The sequence below is a fragment of the Bradyrhizobium zhanjiangense genome (assembly GCF_004114935.1).
In the GTDB taxonomy this organism is placed as follows: Bacteria; Pseudomonadota; Alphaproteobacteria; order Rhizobiales; family Xanthobacteraceae; genus Bradyrhizobium; species Bradyrhizobium zhanjiangense.
On record NZ_CP022221.1, the window covers coordinates 2,258,138 to 2,271,959 of the forward strand.

The 13,822-nt window shown below is 59.4% G+C and carries 15 protein-coding genes; 14 read left to right on the forward strand and 1 reads right to left on the reverse strand.

Going from position 1 to position 13,822, the window contains the following annotated elements; all coding sequences use genetic code 11:
- Window positions 1–62: 62 nt before the first annotated feature.
- From XH85_RS10795 to XH85_RS10825, 7 genes are read left to right on the forward strand one after another with little or no spacing between them, the layout of a single operon-like run.
- Complete coding sequence (locus XH85_RS10795; protein WP_128931871.1) at window positions 63–1,025, forward strand: carbohydrate ABC transporter permease; 963 nt, start codon at window positions 63–65, stop codon at window positions 1,023–1,025.
- Between the two features lie 11 nt (window positions 1,026–1,036).
- The gene (locus tag XH85_RS10800) at window positions 1,037–1,897 is read left to right on the forward strand and encodes a carbohydrate ABC transporter permease (protein ID WP_128931872.1); all 861 of its coding nucleotides are present in this window, start codon (window positions 1,037–1,039) and stop codon (window positions 1,895–1,897) included.
- A 14-nt stretch (window positions 1,898–1,911) separates the two neighbouring features.
- Window positions 1,912–2,835 (forward strand): ribokinase, encoded by a 924-nt coding sequence (locus XH85_RS10805; RefSeq protein WP_245473956.1) that lies wholly within the window; start codon window positions 1,912–1,914, stop codon window positions 2,833–2,835.
- The gene (locus XH85_RS10810; RefSeq protein ID WP_128931874.1) at window positions 2,832–3,602 is read left to right on the forward strand and encodes an SDR family NAD(P)-dependent oxidoreductase; all 771 of its coding nucleotides are present in this window, start codon (window positions 2,832–2,834) and stop codon (window positions 3,600–3,602) included. Before XH85_RS10805 ends, XH85_RS10810 begins: the two co-directional genes overlap by 4 nt.
- Window positions 3,595–4,422 (forward strand): HAD-IIA family hydrolase, encoded by an 828-nt coding sequence (locus tag XH85_RS10815; RefSeq protein WP_128931875.1) that lies wholly within the window; start codon window positions 3,595–3,597, stop codon window positions 4,420–4,422. The genes XH85_RS10810 and XH85_RS10815 overlap by 8 nt, the downstream gene beginning before the upstream one ends.
- Window positions 4,422–5,534 carry an ABC transporter ATP-binding protein gene (locus XH85_RS10820; RefSeq protein WP_128931876.1) on the forward strand — a complete coding sequence of 371 codons (1,113 nt, stop codon included), beginning with the start codon at window positions 4,422–4,424 and terminating at the stop codon, window positions 5,532–5,534. The genes XH85_RS10815 and XH85_RS10820 overlap by 1 nt, the downstream gene beginning before the upstream one ends.
- Window positions 5,535–5,554: 20 nt before the next feature.
- Window positions 5,555–7,336: a phosphoenolpyruvate hydrolase family protein gene (locus XH85_RS10825; protein WP_245473958.1), complete on the forward strand. Its 1,782-nt coding sequence runs from the start codon at window positions 5,555–5,557 to the stop codon at window positions 7,334–7,336.
- 4 nt (window positions 7,337–7,340) lie between these two features.
- On the opposite strand, the gene XH85_RS10830 is transcribed toward XH85_RS10825, so the two are convergent.
- A complete protein-coding gene (locus XH85_RS10830; RefSeq protein ID WP_245473960.1) occupies window positions 7,341–7,892 on the reverse strand; it encodes a hypothetical protein in 552 nt (183 codons plus the stop codon).
- Window positions 7,893–8,714: 822 nt separating this feature from the next.
- Here XH85_RS10830 and XH85_RS10835 point away from each other — a divergent pair.
- The 7 genes from XH85_RS10835 (at window position 8,715) to XH85_RS10865 (ending at window position 13,750) form a co-directional block, all read left to right on the forward strand.
- Window positions 8,715–9,167: a hypothetical protein gene (locus XH85_RS10835; protein ID WP_128931877.1), complete on the forward strand. Its 453-nt coding sequence runs from the start codon at window positions 8,715–8,717 to the stop codon at window positions 9,165–9,167.
- A 250-nt stretch (window positions 9,168–9,417) separates the two neighbouring features.
- A complete protein-coding gene (locus XH85_RS10840; protein WP_128931878.1) occupies window positions 9,418–10,527 on the forward strand; it encodes a COG3904 family protein in 1,110 nt (369 codons plus the stop codon).
- A gap of 218 nt (window positions 10,528–10,745) precedes the next feature.
- Window positions 10,746–11,762, forward strand: a complete 1,017-nt coding sequence (locus XH85_RS10845) for a hypothetical protein (RefSeq protein WP_128931879.1) — start codon at window positions 10,746–10,748, stop codon at window positions 11,760–11,762.
- Window positions 11,690–12,028 carry a hypothetical protein gene (locus XH85_RS10850; protein WP_128931880.1) on the forward strand — a complete coding sequence of 113 codons (339 nt, stop codon included), beginning with the start codon at window positions 11,690–11,692 and terminating at the stop codon, window positions 12,026–12,028. Before XH85_RS10845 ends, XH85_RS10850 begins: the two co-directional genes overlap by 73 nt.
- Window position 12,029: 1 nt before the next feature.
- Entirely contained in the window at window positions 12,030–12,293 is a 264-nt protein-coding gene (locus XH85_RS10855) for a hypothetical protein (RefSeq protein WP_128931881.1), read from the forward strand.
- A gap of 193 nt (window positions 12,294–12,486) precedes the next feature.
- The gene (locus tag XH85_RS10860; RefSeq protein WP_128931882.1) at window positions 12,487–13,362 is read left to right on the forward strand and encodes a hypothetical protein; all 876 of its coding nucleotides are present in this window, start codon (window positions 12,487–12,489) and stop codon (window positions 13,360–13,362) included.
- Between the two features lie 88 nt (window positions 13,363–13,450).
- Complete coding sequence (locus XH85_RS10865; protein ID WP_276486008.1) at window positions 13,451–13,750, forward strand: DUF4376 domain-containing protein; 300 nt, start codon at window positions 13,451–13,453, stop codon at window positions 13,748–13,750.
- Window positions 13,751–13,822: the final 72 nt, after the last annotated feature.

The following is a 13,822-nucleotide window of genomic DNA, read 5'->3' on the forward strand; positions in this document are numbered from 1 at the left end:
GGGGGGCCGCATAAGGGTTTGCCGGCCCCCACCACGCCCGAGTATCTTTTGAGAAGTGAGCGATGGACCTTCGAGGCACCGACGCAACCGTGACGTTACAATCATCGGCAGGCCAACTGGCACCATCCAAAAACGAGCAGGTGCAAAGCGTCGAGCAGCATGCGCTTGACTGGTGGAGCCTTGCTGCGATTGCGCCCGCCATCATCATCCTGCTTGGATTTCTCTTTCTGTTTTTCTATGGGGTCTTTCAATCGCTGACCGATCTCAAGTTTGGTCGTCCTCTGGTTCGCTTCATTGGATTCACCAACTATGAAGTGGCGATCAAGACCCAGGATTTCTGGAACAGCGTCCGGGCGACTATGGCGTATGCCTGCTCCGCGGTGCTCGCGGAAGCGTTGTTTGGGCTTGCGCTTGCCAAATTGTTCGCGAGTGGGGTGTTCCTTGCCCGGATGATGCGACCCGTCATTCTCCTTCCGTTGGTGCTGCCGCCAATGAGCGTCGCCTTGATGTGGACCACAATGATGGATCCGCAGAATGGGATCCTGAACTATTTGCTCTCGCTCATTGGGATCGGCCGGTTCGCATGGATTTCAGACGCCAGCACGGCGATGTTCTCGCTGGTTCTCATCGACATATGGACTTATACGCCATTTTTCGCGCTGATCATCTTCGCCGGCTTGCAGGGCATCAACGATGAGGTCAGAGAAGCTGCGCGGGTCAATGGGGCGAAGGGTTGGGCAACGTTCCTCCATATCGAGCTTCCGCTCATCGCGCCATACATCCTGATCGCCGCGATATTTCGGCTGATCGAATCGCTCAATCAGTTCGATATCGTCTTCGGAACAACGCAAGGAGGCCCGGGTGACAGTACCTCCGTGCTCTCGGTCCGTGCCTATATCACGGCCTTTCAAAATCTTGCCTTCGGGCGTGGTGCAGCACTCATGGTCGTCAACTGGTTGATCGTGCTTCTCGGGACTTTGGCCATGGTGAAATTGTGGCGCTCGGTCCGGCAGCGTGTAAGCTAGAGGAGGCTGAGTTGCGGCTAAATCGCTCAACGCCTGCAAGCGTGCTCCTCAATTTTCTGGTTATCGCCTGTACGCTGATCCTGACATTTCCGCTGGTCTGGATCGTGATGATGTCGCTGAAGCAGCAGGCGGAGGTCATGACCTGGCCGCCGCGCTTCATATTCAAGCCGACTTTCGAAAACTTCCGCGTTTTGTTCGATGCAGCCGAGGCCGGGGCAACAAGCTACGGGACCATCAAGGTTGATTTCCTGACGCCGGTCACCAACAGCGTTGTGATCTCGCTTGGCGCGGTGCTCGTATCGCTGATCGCGGGCGTGCCTGCGGGCTACGTCCTGGCGAGGCGTGATATCCCCATGAAGGAGGACATCGCATTCTTCATTCTGGGCTTCCGCTTCGCGCCGGCGCTCCTCGTCGTCATACCGCTGTTCAGCGTGTTCCAGACAGTCGCTCTTTATGACACCTATTTCGGTATGATCTGGGTCTATCAGGTCGTCACGCTGCCGATGATCATCTGGCTGAGCCGTTCATATATCGAGGACATCCCAAAGGACATTGAGGAGGCGGCCGCCATGGATGGTGCAAAACCATTCCGGGTTGTCTGGCATATCGTCCTTCCGCTTCTAAAGCCCGGCTTGATAGGCGCTTCGTTGCTCATTTTCCTGCTTGCGTGGCATAACTTCGCGCTCGGCCTGATCCTCAGTTCGACGAAAGCACCGGTCACCGTCGCCCTCCTCAAGCTGCTCAATCCGGGCGTTCAGTTCTATCCGGTCATGGCTGCGGGTCTGGTGGTGACCATGATTGTGCCGGTTGTGCTGATCATCCTTGGCCAGCGTCATCTCGAACGTGGTCTTACCTTCGGGGCCGTGAAATGAGCCCGAGGCCATTGATGTTCTTTGGAACGACCAATCTCGACCTCTGCTTCAACGTCGAGCGGCTTCCAACGCCCGGTGAAAGCCTGATGGGAAGCTTGAAGCGGCATGCGGGAGGCAAGGGCGCCAATCAGGCGGTCGCCGCCGCTCGATTGGGCCTTCGGCCGAGCTTTTACACCCGGCTTGGCGATGACGACGACGGTCGATCGTTGCTGCAAGCGCTGCGTGAGGCAGGTGTCGGTCTCGATGCGGTGGCGGTGTGCCCAGGGGAGATATCGGGTTCAGCTCTCGTCCTGGTCGGTGACGATGGCTCCAACATGATCGTCATAGACCCCGGAGCCAACGCAAATGTCACACCAAGCATGGTCGAAAAGGCCGCCGAATTCATTGAGCGGGACGCAATTGTCGTTGCCGAGATGGGCATGCCGGTTGGCGCGCTCAATCACCTCTTTGCAATGAAGAGCGTCAAAGGATTCGAGCTCATTTTCAACCCGGCCCCCGTGAGGGCCGGCCTATCGGCGGCGGCGTGGAGGAGTGTTGATTTCGTCACGCCAAACCAGACCGAGGCTTTCGAGCTCACCGGCGTCGAGGTGCACGACTTCGACAGCGCCGCTCATGCGGCCGGAAAGCTCCTTGATCTCGGCCCGAGAGCAACCCTGATCACGCTTGGCGCGCAGGGGGCCTACTACGCCGATGCCAACGCAACTTTTGCGCTCCGGGCATTTCCTGTGAAGGTCGTTGATACGACCGCCGCAGGCGATGCCTTCAATGGAGCCTTCGCAGCCTCTCTTGCTCAGCGGCTGCCGATACGGCAAGCGGTCAAGAAGGCCCTTGCAGTGGCAGCGCTGTGTGTAACGCGACGCGGCGCGCAAAGCGCAATGCCAAGCAGCGAAGCCGTCGACGAGTTTCTCGAATCTCAAACTATCCTGGAGTTGGAATGACCGAACAGTTCTCAGTTGCGGACAGGACCGTGCTCGTGACCGGTTCGGGTGGAGGCATTGGCTCAGCCATTGCCAATGCTTTCCGTCAAGGCGGTGCGAACGTCCTGGCCACCGACGCAAATGTGGAAAGCCTCCGGGACATTCTAACGCGCTTGCCGTACGGCAACGGCATCCTGCCGATGAGCATGGATGTGTCACGAGAAGACGATGTCGGCAGGGTGCTTGATGAGATCGCCAAGCGCTTCGGCAGGCTCGATGTCCTGATCAACAACGCCGGGATAAAATCGGCTGAGCCGCTTCTGACCGGAAATGCCGACAGAATCGAAAAAACCATCCAGATCAATTCCGTCGCGGTGCTGCGCTGTGCCAAGCTGGCGGTCGAGCGCTTCATGAAGAGCAAGGGCGGCCGCATCGTCAATGTCGGGTCCTCGTTGTCATCTCAAGGCGCGGTTTTCAACTACCAGGCTGGCGGCGCCGACTATTGCTTGTCAAAAGCCATCGTGCACGATGTGACAAAGCTGCTCGCTTACGAATGTGCTCCGCTCAAGATCAACGTCAACGCAATTGCACCCGGGATTATCGACACGCCCATGCACGGCCGCCCTAGGGAAGAGACCGAAGCGCGTCATAGTGGACGGATTCCACTGGGCCGGGTCGGATTGCCGGAGGATATCGCAGGGCTCGCGGTGTTCCTGGCTAGCCCCGCAGCCTCCTACATGACCGGGCAGATCGTCCATGTGAATGGCGGGATGCTGATGAATGGCTAGCACCGGCTCCAACATCAACTGGCCGCCAATAGAAGGGATTATCTCCGACCTGGATGGCGTCGTCTATCGTGGCAGCACCGCAATTGCGGATGCCATAGAAGCGTTCACGCGATGGCAGAAGGTCGGCGTGCCGTTCTGTTTTGTGACGAATAATTCGACGCATACTCCTGAGGACGTCGTCCGCAAGCTGAGAGGATTCGGGCTTGCGATCGCGCCGTCAGAGGTCGTGACAAGCGCCATCACGGCTGCAGAACTCATCCGAACGAATTATCCGCAGTTGACGCGAGTCTATGTCATCGGTGCTCCTTCGCTTGTCACGGCCATGCGCGATGTCGGGCTGGAGGTCACTGAGCGAACCCCCGAAGTTGTTGTCATGGGGCTTGACCGGGATATTACTCACGAGAAGATGCGAATTGCCGTTGAGGCGATCCTCAATGGCGCTGTCTTCATCGCAACCAATCCCGATCTTCTGTTGCCGACGGCCAGCGGGTTTGAACCTGGGGCTGGTGCGACGATTGCAGCTGTGGCTGCCGCGACGCAAGTACAGCCTTCGATCGTCGGAAAGCCGCAAGTGCCGATGATCGAGACAGCGCTCTCACGCCTCGGTACGAACCGCGCTTCGACGATTATGATCGGGGATCAGATTCCGACCGATATTCAGGCCGGAAAGAGGGCGGGGCTTGCCACGGTGCTTGTTACAACCGGTGTGCCAATGCGTCAGGATCCGTCCCTGATGGCCCCCGACTTCATCGTATCGAGCTTGCGCGACGTTGAGGTAAGTGCCGCTTGCGCGGCTCGCCCGCAACAGAGGAGGGCATAATGGCCGATGTTCGCCTGGAAGGTCTGAAGAAGACCTATGGGACGATCGAGATCCTGCGCAATATCGACCTTGCGATTGATCACGGCGAATTTGTCGTCTTCGTCGGTCCATCCGGGTCAGGCAAGTCCACGCTTTTGCGCATGATTGGCGGGCTCGAGCCCATCAGCGGTGGGCGGCTCCTCATCGACAATGAGCTCGTCAACGACATCGATGCTGCCGATCGCAACCTGGGTATGGTCTTTCAAAGCTACGCTCTCTATCCGCATATGACGGTCAGGGAGAATCTGGCCTTTCCTCTGCGCATGGCGAAAGCCTCGAAAGCGGAGATCGCTACCAAGATAGCCAAAACTGCGTCGCTCTTGCAGATCGACCATTTATTGGATCGCAAGCCTCGACAACTTTCAGGAGGGCAACGCCAGCGCGTCGCAATCGGGCGCGCCATCATGCGCGAACCAAAAGTTTTCCTGTTCGATGAGCCGCTCTCCAACCTCGACACCGACTTGCGCGTGCAAATGCGAGTTCAGATCGCCAAGCTCCACAAGCAGCTCGGAAATACTATGATCTATGTGACGCATGACCAGATCGAGGCGATGACCATGGCTGATAAGATCGTCGTGCTCAAGGACGGCAACATCGAACAGGTCGGCAGCCCGCACGATCTCTATCACAATCCAGCCTCGCGCTTTGTGGCAGGATTCATCGGCTCGCCCAAGATGAACTTCCTGGGCGGCAACGTCGAGGCAGCTCATGAACATGGCATGGACGTCCGGTTGGACGCCGGTCCCACGATCTCCGTTCCGGTCCAGCCGGACCAGATGCTGGTTGGCAAGCCGGTCACTGTTGGAATTCGCCCGGATGACTTCTCCTCGTCAGTGCCCCGGCAGCAGGAGATCTCGATTGAACTACGGGTCGAATTCGTCGAGCATCTCGGCAGCGTCACGTACATCTACGGTAATGCCGGAAACGAAGCCGTCGTCGCCAGGGCGCTACAATCCGGTTGGCCCAAAGGCGCCAGCAAGCTCATCCTCACCGCCGCTTCAGCCGATTGCCACTTGTTCATGAGCAATGGAAAGGCGGTACGGCGGTTGCACGGACCGGCGAGTTGGAGCTAGTCTTCACGTAGAGCCGTGCGATGATGCGCGGCTCAGGATCGACACAGGTGAAGGGAGCCGGTATCAGGCAGTTCTTCCGCAATTCCCGTTCGTTTGTCCTTGGTGCGGGGATCGGGTCGGGCATGACCGCCAGGGCCGCTGAGCGGGCTGGGGCCGATTTCGTGCTCGCGCTCAATGCGGGCCGTTTTCGTGCCATGGGCGGGGCCTCGCCCGCCTCCATTCTTCCAATCCGCAATAGTAACGAATTCGTGGCAAGCTTCGGACGGACCGAAATCCTGCCCAGCACGAAATTGCCAGTCTTCTTCGGCGCCTGTACCTTCGACCCCGAGCTCGATCTTGATCGTTGGCTCGATCGGATCATCAAATGGGGATTTGCCGGTGTGACCAACTTCCCATCGGTCATACACATCGACGATGAGCGCAGGTCATTGCTCGAGAAGTGTGGTCTTGGTTACTCCCGGGAAATCGAGCTCCTCGTGAAAGCTGCAAAACGCGGCCTGATGACGATTGCCTATACGCGCAGTCAATCCGAGGCGCGTCGAATGGTCGAAGCGGGCGCCGAGGCCATTTGCATCAACTTCAATCTAAACCGCGCGGTTGAAAGCGGAGCCGATCCGTCGATCAGCCTATCTGAACTTGCCGCGCGTACGAGCGCCGTTGCGCGCGTTGCTCAATCCGTCAACAAGAGCACCATCTGCCTGCTTGGGGGCGGCCCCATTACGAAGCCGGACGAACTCCTCGACATCTGTCGCGAGACCGGAATCCAGGGGTTCATCGGAGGCTCCTCGCTGGACCGCGTGCCTCTGGAGATGTCGGTCCTCGAGGTGACGTCGGGCTTCAAGACCATCCACCTGTTGCGCGAAAAGGTGGATCTGCTCGAAAGGAAGCTGCAGTTGAGTGGCTTCAGGCACGGCGTGATCGCGCAGTCCTCGGCAATGAAGCGCATCCTCGAGATCACCAAACGCGTTGCGGCGACCCCCCGCCCGGTCCTCATCTGGGGGGAAGCTGGCTCTGGCAAGCGTAGAATAGCAACCCTGGTTCACGCGTTTAGCGACCGCAGGCACGCCAAAACGGCGTTGTTTCATTGCCGCCCCGGTCCGGCGATGGATATGCTTGGCCCGTTGTTCGGTGCCGAGCGTCTTGAGAGCGGCAGACGCCAATTGTCGCTCCTGGAGGCGTCGAGTGACGGTGCCGTCGTGCTATTGCATGTCGACCAACTTTCGCGCGATGGACAGGAGCGCCTTGCCGATTACCTCGAGACAGGCGGATTTACCCCTCTGAACGGGGTAACTGTCATGCGTTCCAATGCCCGGATCATTGCGACAGCGACCGTGGCCCGAGGCGCTAGTCTTGAAACGGTTCTGTGCGCGCGGCTTCTCGACCTTTTTACCGGGCTGGATGTCCAATTACCTTCGCTACCCGACAGGCTTGAAGATCTGCCGCAACTCGTTCAACACTTCACCGTCGAAGCCAAAGGAGATTCCAGCGCCCAGACGCTCACGATAGAAAACTCTGCATTCCTTGCGCTCGCCGGCCACGATTGGCCAGGCAATTTGCGCGAGTTGCGGCAGGTCGTGAACCAGCTCGTGACCCTGCCATCAAGTCACATCACCGGTGAGGTGCTAAAGCCGTTGTTGGAGCCACCTTCAGGCGCACGGCCCGCGACCTCGCTGTCCGAGCGAGACTGGATTATCGAGGGCCTGAAGAGAAACCGGCTTCACCGCGGCAAGACTGCTCGCTCTCTCGGGCTTTCGCGCAAAACCCTCTACAACAAAATCAAGAAACTGCGGATCCTCGAATAAGGCCTCAGGCCCGTCGTAGCGGCTGCTTGGCCGTGGCGGCATGCTCTAGGGAGAACTTCGGTACCGACGACGATCCTTGAGAGCCAAGGCTTACGAGCCCGATGTCCGATCCAATCGGCAGCGCAAGCGCCTCGGGTCGCAGATAGACGGACCCATCCAGCTGCGAACCTAGCCGTTGCTCCGCTGCTGTCATCTTTGCCTCGTCCGCCGCGACAAACAGGACTTTGAACCCTCGGCTTGCAAACCACTCCATACGGCGAAGCTCGAGCTCCTGACCGCGATCGAGCGGCACCCCTGCCGATGTCCGTTCAATCATGCAGGCTGGCGGAAAGTTCGTCACTCCGGTTATCCTTGCATCTTCCAACAAATCACCAAGATCTTCCCAGCATGCAAACGGGTCGATCATGACGACCGCCGCATAGCAGGAAGGGGGCACTTTGGGCCCCGCTTGCAAGTCGCGCAGGAGACAGTCGTTCCAGTCGATGACGGGAAGCGTGGCCATGACCAGCATGGCGTTCTGTGGAAGGGTCCGCAGTGACGGCGCATAGATCGTCATCTGATCACCGCGAGACGAGGAGAGACTTGCGGCAAGGCGACCTAAGACATTGGCGCTCACGGTTTCTACCCAACCCTACCCAATTGATGCTTCCGCCGATCTTACACGTCGCTTCATCCAGGTCTAGACCACGACGTCAATCGTTATGGGAGCACCGTCCTGTTTTATTTGGCGCAGGAGCCAGGTTCGGCTGGGAAGGGATAGTCGTCGGCGCCGTTTCCTCCTGGCTGCTTAACTGGGCTCTACGCGCCCGTCCTGAGTGCCGGATGCGATTTGCTGCAGGGTACTGAGCGAGCTCCGCTCGCGGTGAAAGGGAGCCCGCGAAGCGTCTCGGGTAAAAAAAATTTGGGCGAGCTATCTGCGCCCTACGGATCCGCTAGCAGACCGGCTCGTCTGCTTCCTCCCTGACTGGCGCCGCTGCTGGAAAACTCCGGCAGCGGCATCTTTTTGACTCGGAGCGCGCCTCGCCGCGCGGTGGAACTGGTGTCGCGGGATTGGACGACTCGCGACCATGCGGGAGCCCAAATCCATCAAAGATCCGCCAGCTACGCTTGCCCCAGTCGGTTCAAATGGGGAGGCGGCTTCCTCCACACGGGTGGCGCTCAATCACCTCGTTGTACCTCATCGGGCGCCGTCATCGAGAGGGCCCCGGCAGGTTGCTCCATTGCGAGCGATCCTTTGCGGCAGGCCCCGGCACGCTCTTGGCTGGCTAAGGACCTCGGACCTCTACGGCCACGAATGCCGCTGCAAGAAAAATATAAGCTGATCAAAAATTTTTGGAGCCATGTAGGTCCGAGGTCTCGAAAGGTTCTGAAGGTCGGCGTGGACGGTGATATCCAACAAATCGTCGATGCAATACGACGCCACATGGACGACGTAGTGGTTCGCTTCGTCATACCCACCTCGTTAGAAAAGCGCTTCGAATGGCTCTGTGCGGGCGACAGCAAAGCAAAACAAGACTTTCTCAATCACTTCTTGGAGCACGAGAAGACGTTTGTGATCGAAGGCGCGAGGCAACGCATACCGGTTTTGCTCGAACATCTGCGCAGCAACACGGGCGCGAATACGCATAAGACCGCTGAAGTGTTGAAGATTGGGAACCATGAGCTTGAAGTAGCTGTCGACCGTAGCGCGTCGGGGGTGCGTTTGGAGGAGCCATACGTCGAGCATGCTTGGGCGAGGCCCTTGACGACGCTGGACACCGGAGCGTCGTACCAATGGGTATTTTGGGTGCTCGGTGCAATCTTCGTGCTCTTCCTCTTCGCCCGCCACTAAGCTGCTCACCGCGCCGGGGTAGAACGCTGCACTTGTCACCTCAGCGGCAGCACCAGCCTTTTAAGTCGATTATTTGAAGTCGCGGGGGCCGGCGAGGTTTGCGCTCCGCATCAGGACTGAAGGCAATTGCCTGTCTTGAAAGACGCTCTGAAGGCCATCCAAACGCGCCACGACCTTGAGTGAACTAGAAAGGCAGCGTATGTCCGCTACCGATCTTCAACTTTGAGCATCTGGATCTGGTTCAACGAAAATGATTAAGGTCGGAACGACGACGGCGATAATGCTCGCGATATTCTCCTTTGCCACGGCAGTTGCCTCTGCGGAGCCGATGAAGTTTCAGCCAGGCGGAAATGACACGCGCTGTCGCGAATGCGCCTTTATAGAAGCTTCGGGGGAGATTGCAGATGATACACCGCAAGCGTTTGAGCGCTTCCTTGGTGCGGCGCCTGACTACGTTCCGAAACGGATTCGGCTGAACTCTCTCGGTGGCAGTCTGCAGGCTGGAATTAGATTGGGTGAAATGTTTCGCGCACGCGGTTTTACAACAGAGGTGGGTTCCGACAGAGCCGATCCCGAAGGGATGCCATATTTTGGGGGCCGCGCATCGTTGAGAACTCCCGGCGTTTGCGCGTCTGCTTGCGCCTATGCATTCTTGGGTGGCATTGAGCGCGTTCTTGATGAGGGTTCGAAGCTCGGGGTCCATCGTTTCTATAGCAAAAATGCCCTAGCCCAGCCTGCTGAGAAGATTTTCTCCGGTCACGACCTCGACGATACACAAAGAATTACGGCTGCACTCGTTCTGTATCTCGTAAACATGGGCGTCGACGCAAAAGTGGTGGCCCTCGCCGCGACCGCTGGCCCCGATGAAATGTACTGGATTACACTTGAAGAAGCTCGTGATCTCCGCGTGACATATGAGCCTCGGGCGTGGAAGCCTTGGCGACTTGAGCCATTCCACGGAGGTGCAATTGCTATCTCCGAGACGAATGATGGCACGAAGCGGATGGTCGCATCGTGCACCCGCCGCCTCGGGCCACAAGTAGTGCTAACCAATTCTGATACTTCATCGGATGTCGCAAATTGGTTTGGGCAGTGTCGGACAAATCTCTTTGGCGGTGCCCATCCGGTGTTCGGCGCTCAAGTTGATCCTACTCACGTTCAGGTAATCAAAGGAAAAGAAGGCGGTGCCATTATAAGATTCCGTCTCTCAACCGCCGCGCCGAGTCTAACGTCTCCTGCGCTATTCAGCTTCGGTTCGCCAGCCTACCCATCTGCATGCATGTCTGATCAATATGAAGGAAGCAAAGCGAATTTTGAGCCGACAGTTCGCTTGGCTTTCGGCAACTGCTTCCAAGATTGATGCTATCTGGGGTGCGCCTCAGCAATGATGCCCGCAAGCCCTTTGCGTACAGGAAAGGTGGCCCCGATTGGGTGATGGCGTGCGGCAGCGGGTGTGAGGTCGGAGCCGAATGTGGACAGGGGGCAATTGATGGCGCCGTTGAAGACGGTAGTCGGGAGACATTGCCGCAATTGCAGTTTCGCGCAAGCGCCAAAAGCCGTGAGTGGCCGTTGCGATGAATGATGCTGAATTCAAACGCGCACGAGAGGCTGGCGAACAGGCACGCCGCGGCGAAGGCGTTCGTCCGCTACGGGCTCGCCGACGAAGCGGACTTCGAAAAGACCAAGACGGGCGAACTGAAGGGCCTGAAGGCCGGGAAGCACGTCAAGGACTGGAAGAAGGCGATGGCGAACCCGGATCAATGGGTCTGGGAAAACCTGATCCCGGAATTCGAGAAGCGCGGCGTCACCGACCCGGTCGAACAGATCGCCGAAGCGAGGAAGATGTTCCCCGGGACGTCGTCCGACCTTGTCGCCAAGCTGATTACGCGAAAGCAGTCGCTGCAAAACCACGCGACGCTGTATCAGCAGGCGCAGGGCCTGAAGGCGGCCGAAGGCAATCAGAAAGACCCCTTCGTCGCGCTCAACTCGCTGACGACCTCGCTGTCGAACTTCACGGGCGCGCTGACGTCGCCGGCGATGGAAAGCGCTGCCGGCGTCCTGTCCAGCATGGCGAGTTGGATAGGAAGATGGGCCGAAGCGCTTTCAAAGTTTAGTTCTGAAAACTCCACGGCTTCAAAAGTGATTGGCGGGGGCGCTCTCGCCGGAGGCCTGACCGCTGGCGCGATTGGCAGCGGTATGCTGGCGAAGAACCTCTTCAATGGCTTTGGGCTGGGGACGTCAGCTGTCGCGCTGGATGGATCCGCCGCGGCGCTCACGGCGGCCGCTGCGGAGTTGTCGGCGGCCGCCGGCGTCAGCGCGGCGGCCAAGGGCGCGGCCACACTACGGCGGCCGCTGGCGGGGCTGGAAGCGCCATCTGGACGGCAGGCGCCGCGGCCGCACCTTGGGCCGCGGTCGCAGCTGGGATCGCCGGCGGCCTCTGGGCCATGCACAAGGCGGTTGGGGATGCCGGCTATGACGGCCTTACCAGCGGCGAGCGGCTGCGGCTTCAGTGCGGCGGGTCCATGCGCGACGTCTATCGCCGCGCGTTCGGCTACGGCGACAACGCGCTGGCGCCAGAACTGTCACCGACCATGACTTACGGGACCGGCATCGCCGGGGACAAGGCCGGGTCGCAGCATGTCGACGTTTCCGGTCAAGTTACAGGCGACGGAAAGCTGGCGGTCGAAGTGAACGCCGGGTCGTCCTTGCTGGACGTCGTACGACGCGCCGAAGCGGCGATCCGGCTGGCTGGGACAATCAATTCGAGCGGCCCGGGATCGCTGGGCCATTCGTCGCCGGACGCATCGGCGCCGTCGCCGCGGCCGTCGACGGGAAGCACCGCGGCTGGCGGCGGATTTTGAGATGGCAGCACGTGACATCCTTGACGAAATCAGCCGCGTCACAGCGAGGTTGGCTGCCGCTGAAGCCCTCGTAGTGCAAGTCACCGCCCCGCTGTTGGAAGTCTTAGAGCCAGGACTGGGTCGCGAACTGATCGAATGCGTCAGGGCTGGCCTAAGCATGCCGACGCACGATGACTTTCAAGCGCTCGCTGTCGAGGAATATCTACAGCGCCTAGCGGACAGCATTGAAGCGCGGGTGCGTAAAAGGATCGCCGCCGTGCACTGAGCCAGACACTTCGCATCACTCGCGCCAAAATCTACATCATCTATGAGGGACATCATGACTAACACCGATCTTCTCGGCCCCGCCAGCGCTTCGGGCGCCGTCACCATCCGTCCGGGCGATACCCGGACCTTCGGCGTCGTCGACAGTTGGTTCAAGGATTGTAGCGACGCCGTCACGGATGACGGGACGGCCTATGAAGCGTCGTTCTTCAATGCGCTTCTGGCGAACGTCCGGTCGGTCGTTCGCGGCAACGGTCAGACCGCCGGCCGCGGTCGACATCGTCACGCAGAACAACGGGGCGGATGATCTGATCTGGCAGGCGTGCCAGCGACTTTATCAGCGCGCGCAACCGGCTTGGGCCGTCGACAGCAGTGTGACGGCAAACCAGATCATCGTCGCTCTAACGCCGGCGGCCGCCGAACTGAAGGCTGGCATGCGCGTCCGGGTGAAGATCGCCAACAACAACACCGGCGCCACGACGATGACGGTCAACGCGCTGAGCGCTCCTTGTAAAACCGCCGCCGGTCAGGACTTGCAGAAGGGAATGCTCGCTGTCGGCCAGATCGCGACCTTCGTCTTCGACGGCACGAACTGGCTGCTGACCTCAGTGTGGTCGGAGAAGGTCGTCTTCACCCCGATTGCGACGATCGGCGGCGCCGCGATCGGTTCGCTGGCGATGGGCGTATGGGGGACGCACACCCTTTCGTTGACGTCCTCCGCGAGCATGGCGCCGGTCATGAGCGGATCAAGTTTCCAGCTGCCGGACGGCAAATATATGTTTGTCGCGGGAAGTCTGGGCGTTCGGCACAACAACGTCGTGAACGCGACGCAAATCGCACAGGGCATTCGCCTGACGAAGAACGGCGTGTCCGTGCAGGCTGACCTTGAAAGCACCTATCTTCTTGCGGGACAGGACGCGACGACCTACCCGCAATTCTCTTGCGTTGCTTCGGTTGTCGCGGCGGACGTTCTGTCAGTTCAGAGTTACGCGGCCGTGACGTCGCCCGGCGACTTCAACGGCGCAAACAGCACCGGCGCAACACTGACGATTGTTCGCGTCGGAAACTAACCGCGCAATATCCTTCCTTTACGGACGCCGAAACGGCGTCCGCCGCTGTTCGCGCTTTGCCCGCCGCTGACGCTGACCTTGGCAGTGAGTGGCTTCGCTGTCGAAACCGGGCGGACGACGGAATGTCGATGCGACCGACCGCCAAAGCCAAGCGATGCTGAACGCAGCCTTCAACCTGGCGCCGCAAAGCCCAAAATTCTTCACCATGTGGAAGGGCGCCGACGGCAACTTCACGCAGCTGAACGCGGAACAGATCGTCGCCGTCGCCCAGGCGGTCGGCGCCTTCGTCGCGACTTGCTTTGCGGCGGAAGCCGCGGCTGCAAGCGGCATCAATTCCGGCGCCATCATCACGCGCGCGCAGGTCGACAGCGCCATCGTCGTTTCCTAAGGGGGTGCCCTTCTCATTTTGGAAAGAGAGATGCCTCCGACTTTGATCAGGCGCACGTTCGGACCAAGATCG

Excerpts from the sequence above, each read along its gene's own strand:
- XH85_RS10795 (WP_128931871.1), top strand. The coding sequence starts at position 63 with ATGGACCTTCGAGGCACCGACGCAACCGTGACGTTACAATCATCGGCA.
- XH85_RS10805 (WP_245473956.1), top strand. The coding sequence starts at position 1,912 with ATGTTCTTTGGAACGACCAATCTCGACCTCTGCTTCAACGTCGAGCGG.
- XH85_RS10810 (WP_128931874.1), top strand. The coding sequence starts at position 2,832 with ATGACCGAACAGTTCTCAGTTGCGGACAGGACCGTGCTCGTGACCGGT.
- XH85_RS10815 (WP_128931875.1), top strand. The coding sequence starts at position 3,595 with ATGGCTAGCACCGGCTCCAACATCAACTGGCCGCCAATAGAAGGGATT.
- XH85_RS10820 (WP_128931876.1), top strand. The coding sequence starts at position 4,422 with ATGGCCGATGTTCGCCTGGAAGGTCTGAAGAAGACCTATGGGACGATC.
- XH85_RS10825 (WP_245473958.1), top strand. The coding sequence starts at position 5,555 with ATGATGCGCGGCTCAGGATCGACACAGGTGAAGGGAGCCGGTATCAGG.
- XH85_RS10830 (WP_245473960.1), bottom strand. The coding sequence starts at position 7,892 with ATGACGATCTATGCGCCGTCACTGCGGACCCTTCCACAGAACGCCATG.
- XH85_RS10840 (WP_128931878.1), top strand. The coding sequence starts at position 9,418 with ATGATTAAGGTCGGAACGACGACGGCGATAATGCTCGCGATATTCTCC.
- XH85_RS10845 (WP_128931879.1), top strand. The coding sequence starts at position 10,746 with ATGATGCTGAATTCAAACGCGCACGAGAGGCTGGCGAACAGGCACGCC.
- XH85_RS10850 (WP_128931880.1), top strand. The coding sequence starts at position 11,690 with ATGCGCGACGTCTATCGCCGCGCGTTCGGCTACGGCGACAACGCGCTG.
- XH85_RS10855 (WP_128931881.1), top strand. The coding sequence starts at position 12,030 with ATGGCAGCACGTGACATCCTTGACGAAATCAGCCGCGTCACAGCGAGG.
- XH85_RS10860 (WP_128931882.1), top strand. The coding sequence starts at position 12,487 with ATGAAGCGTCGTTCTTCAATGCGCTTCTGGCGAACGTCCGGTCGGTCG.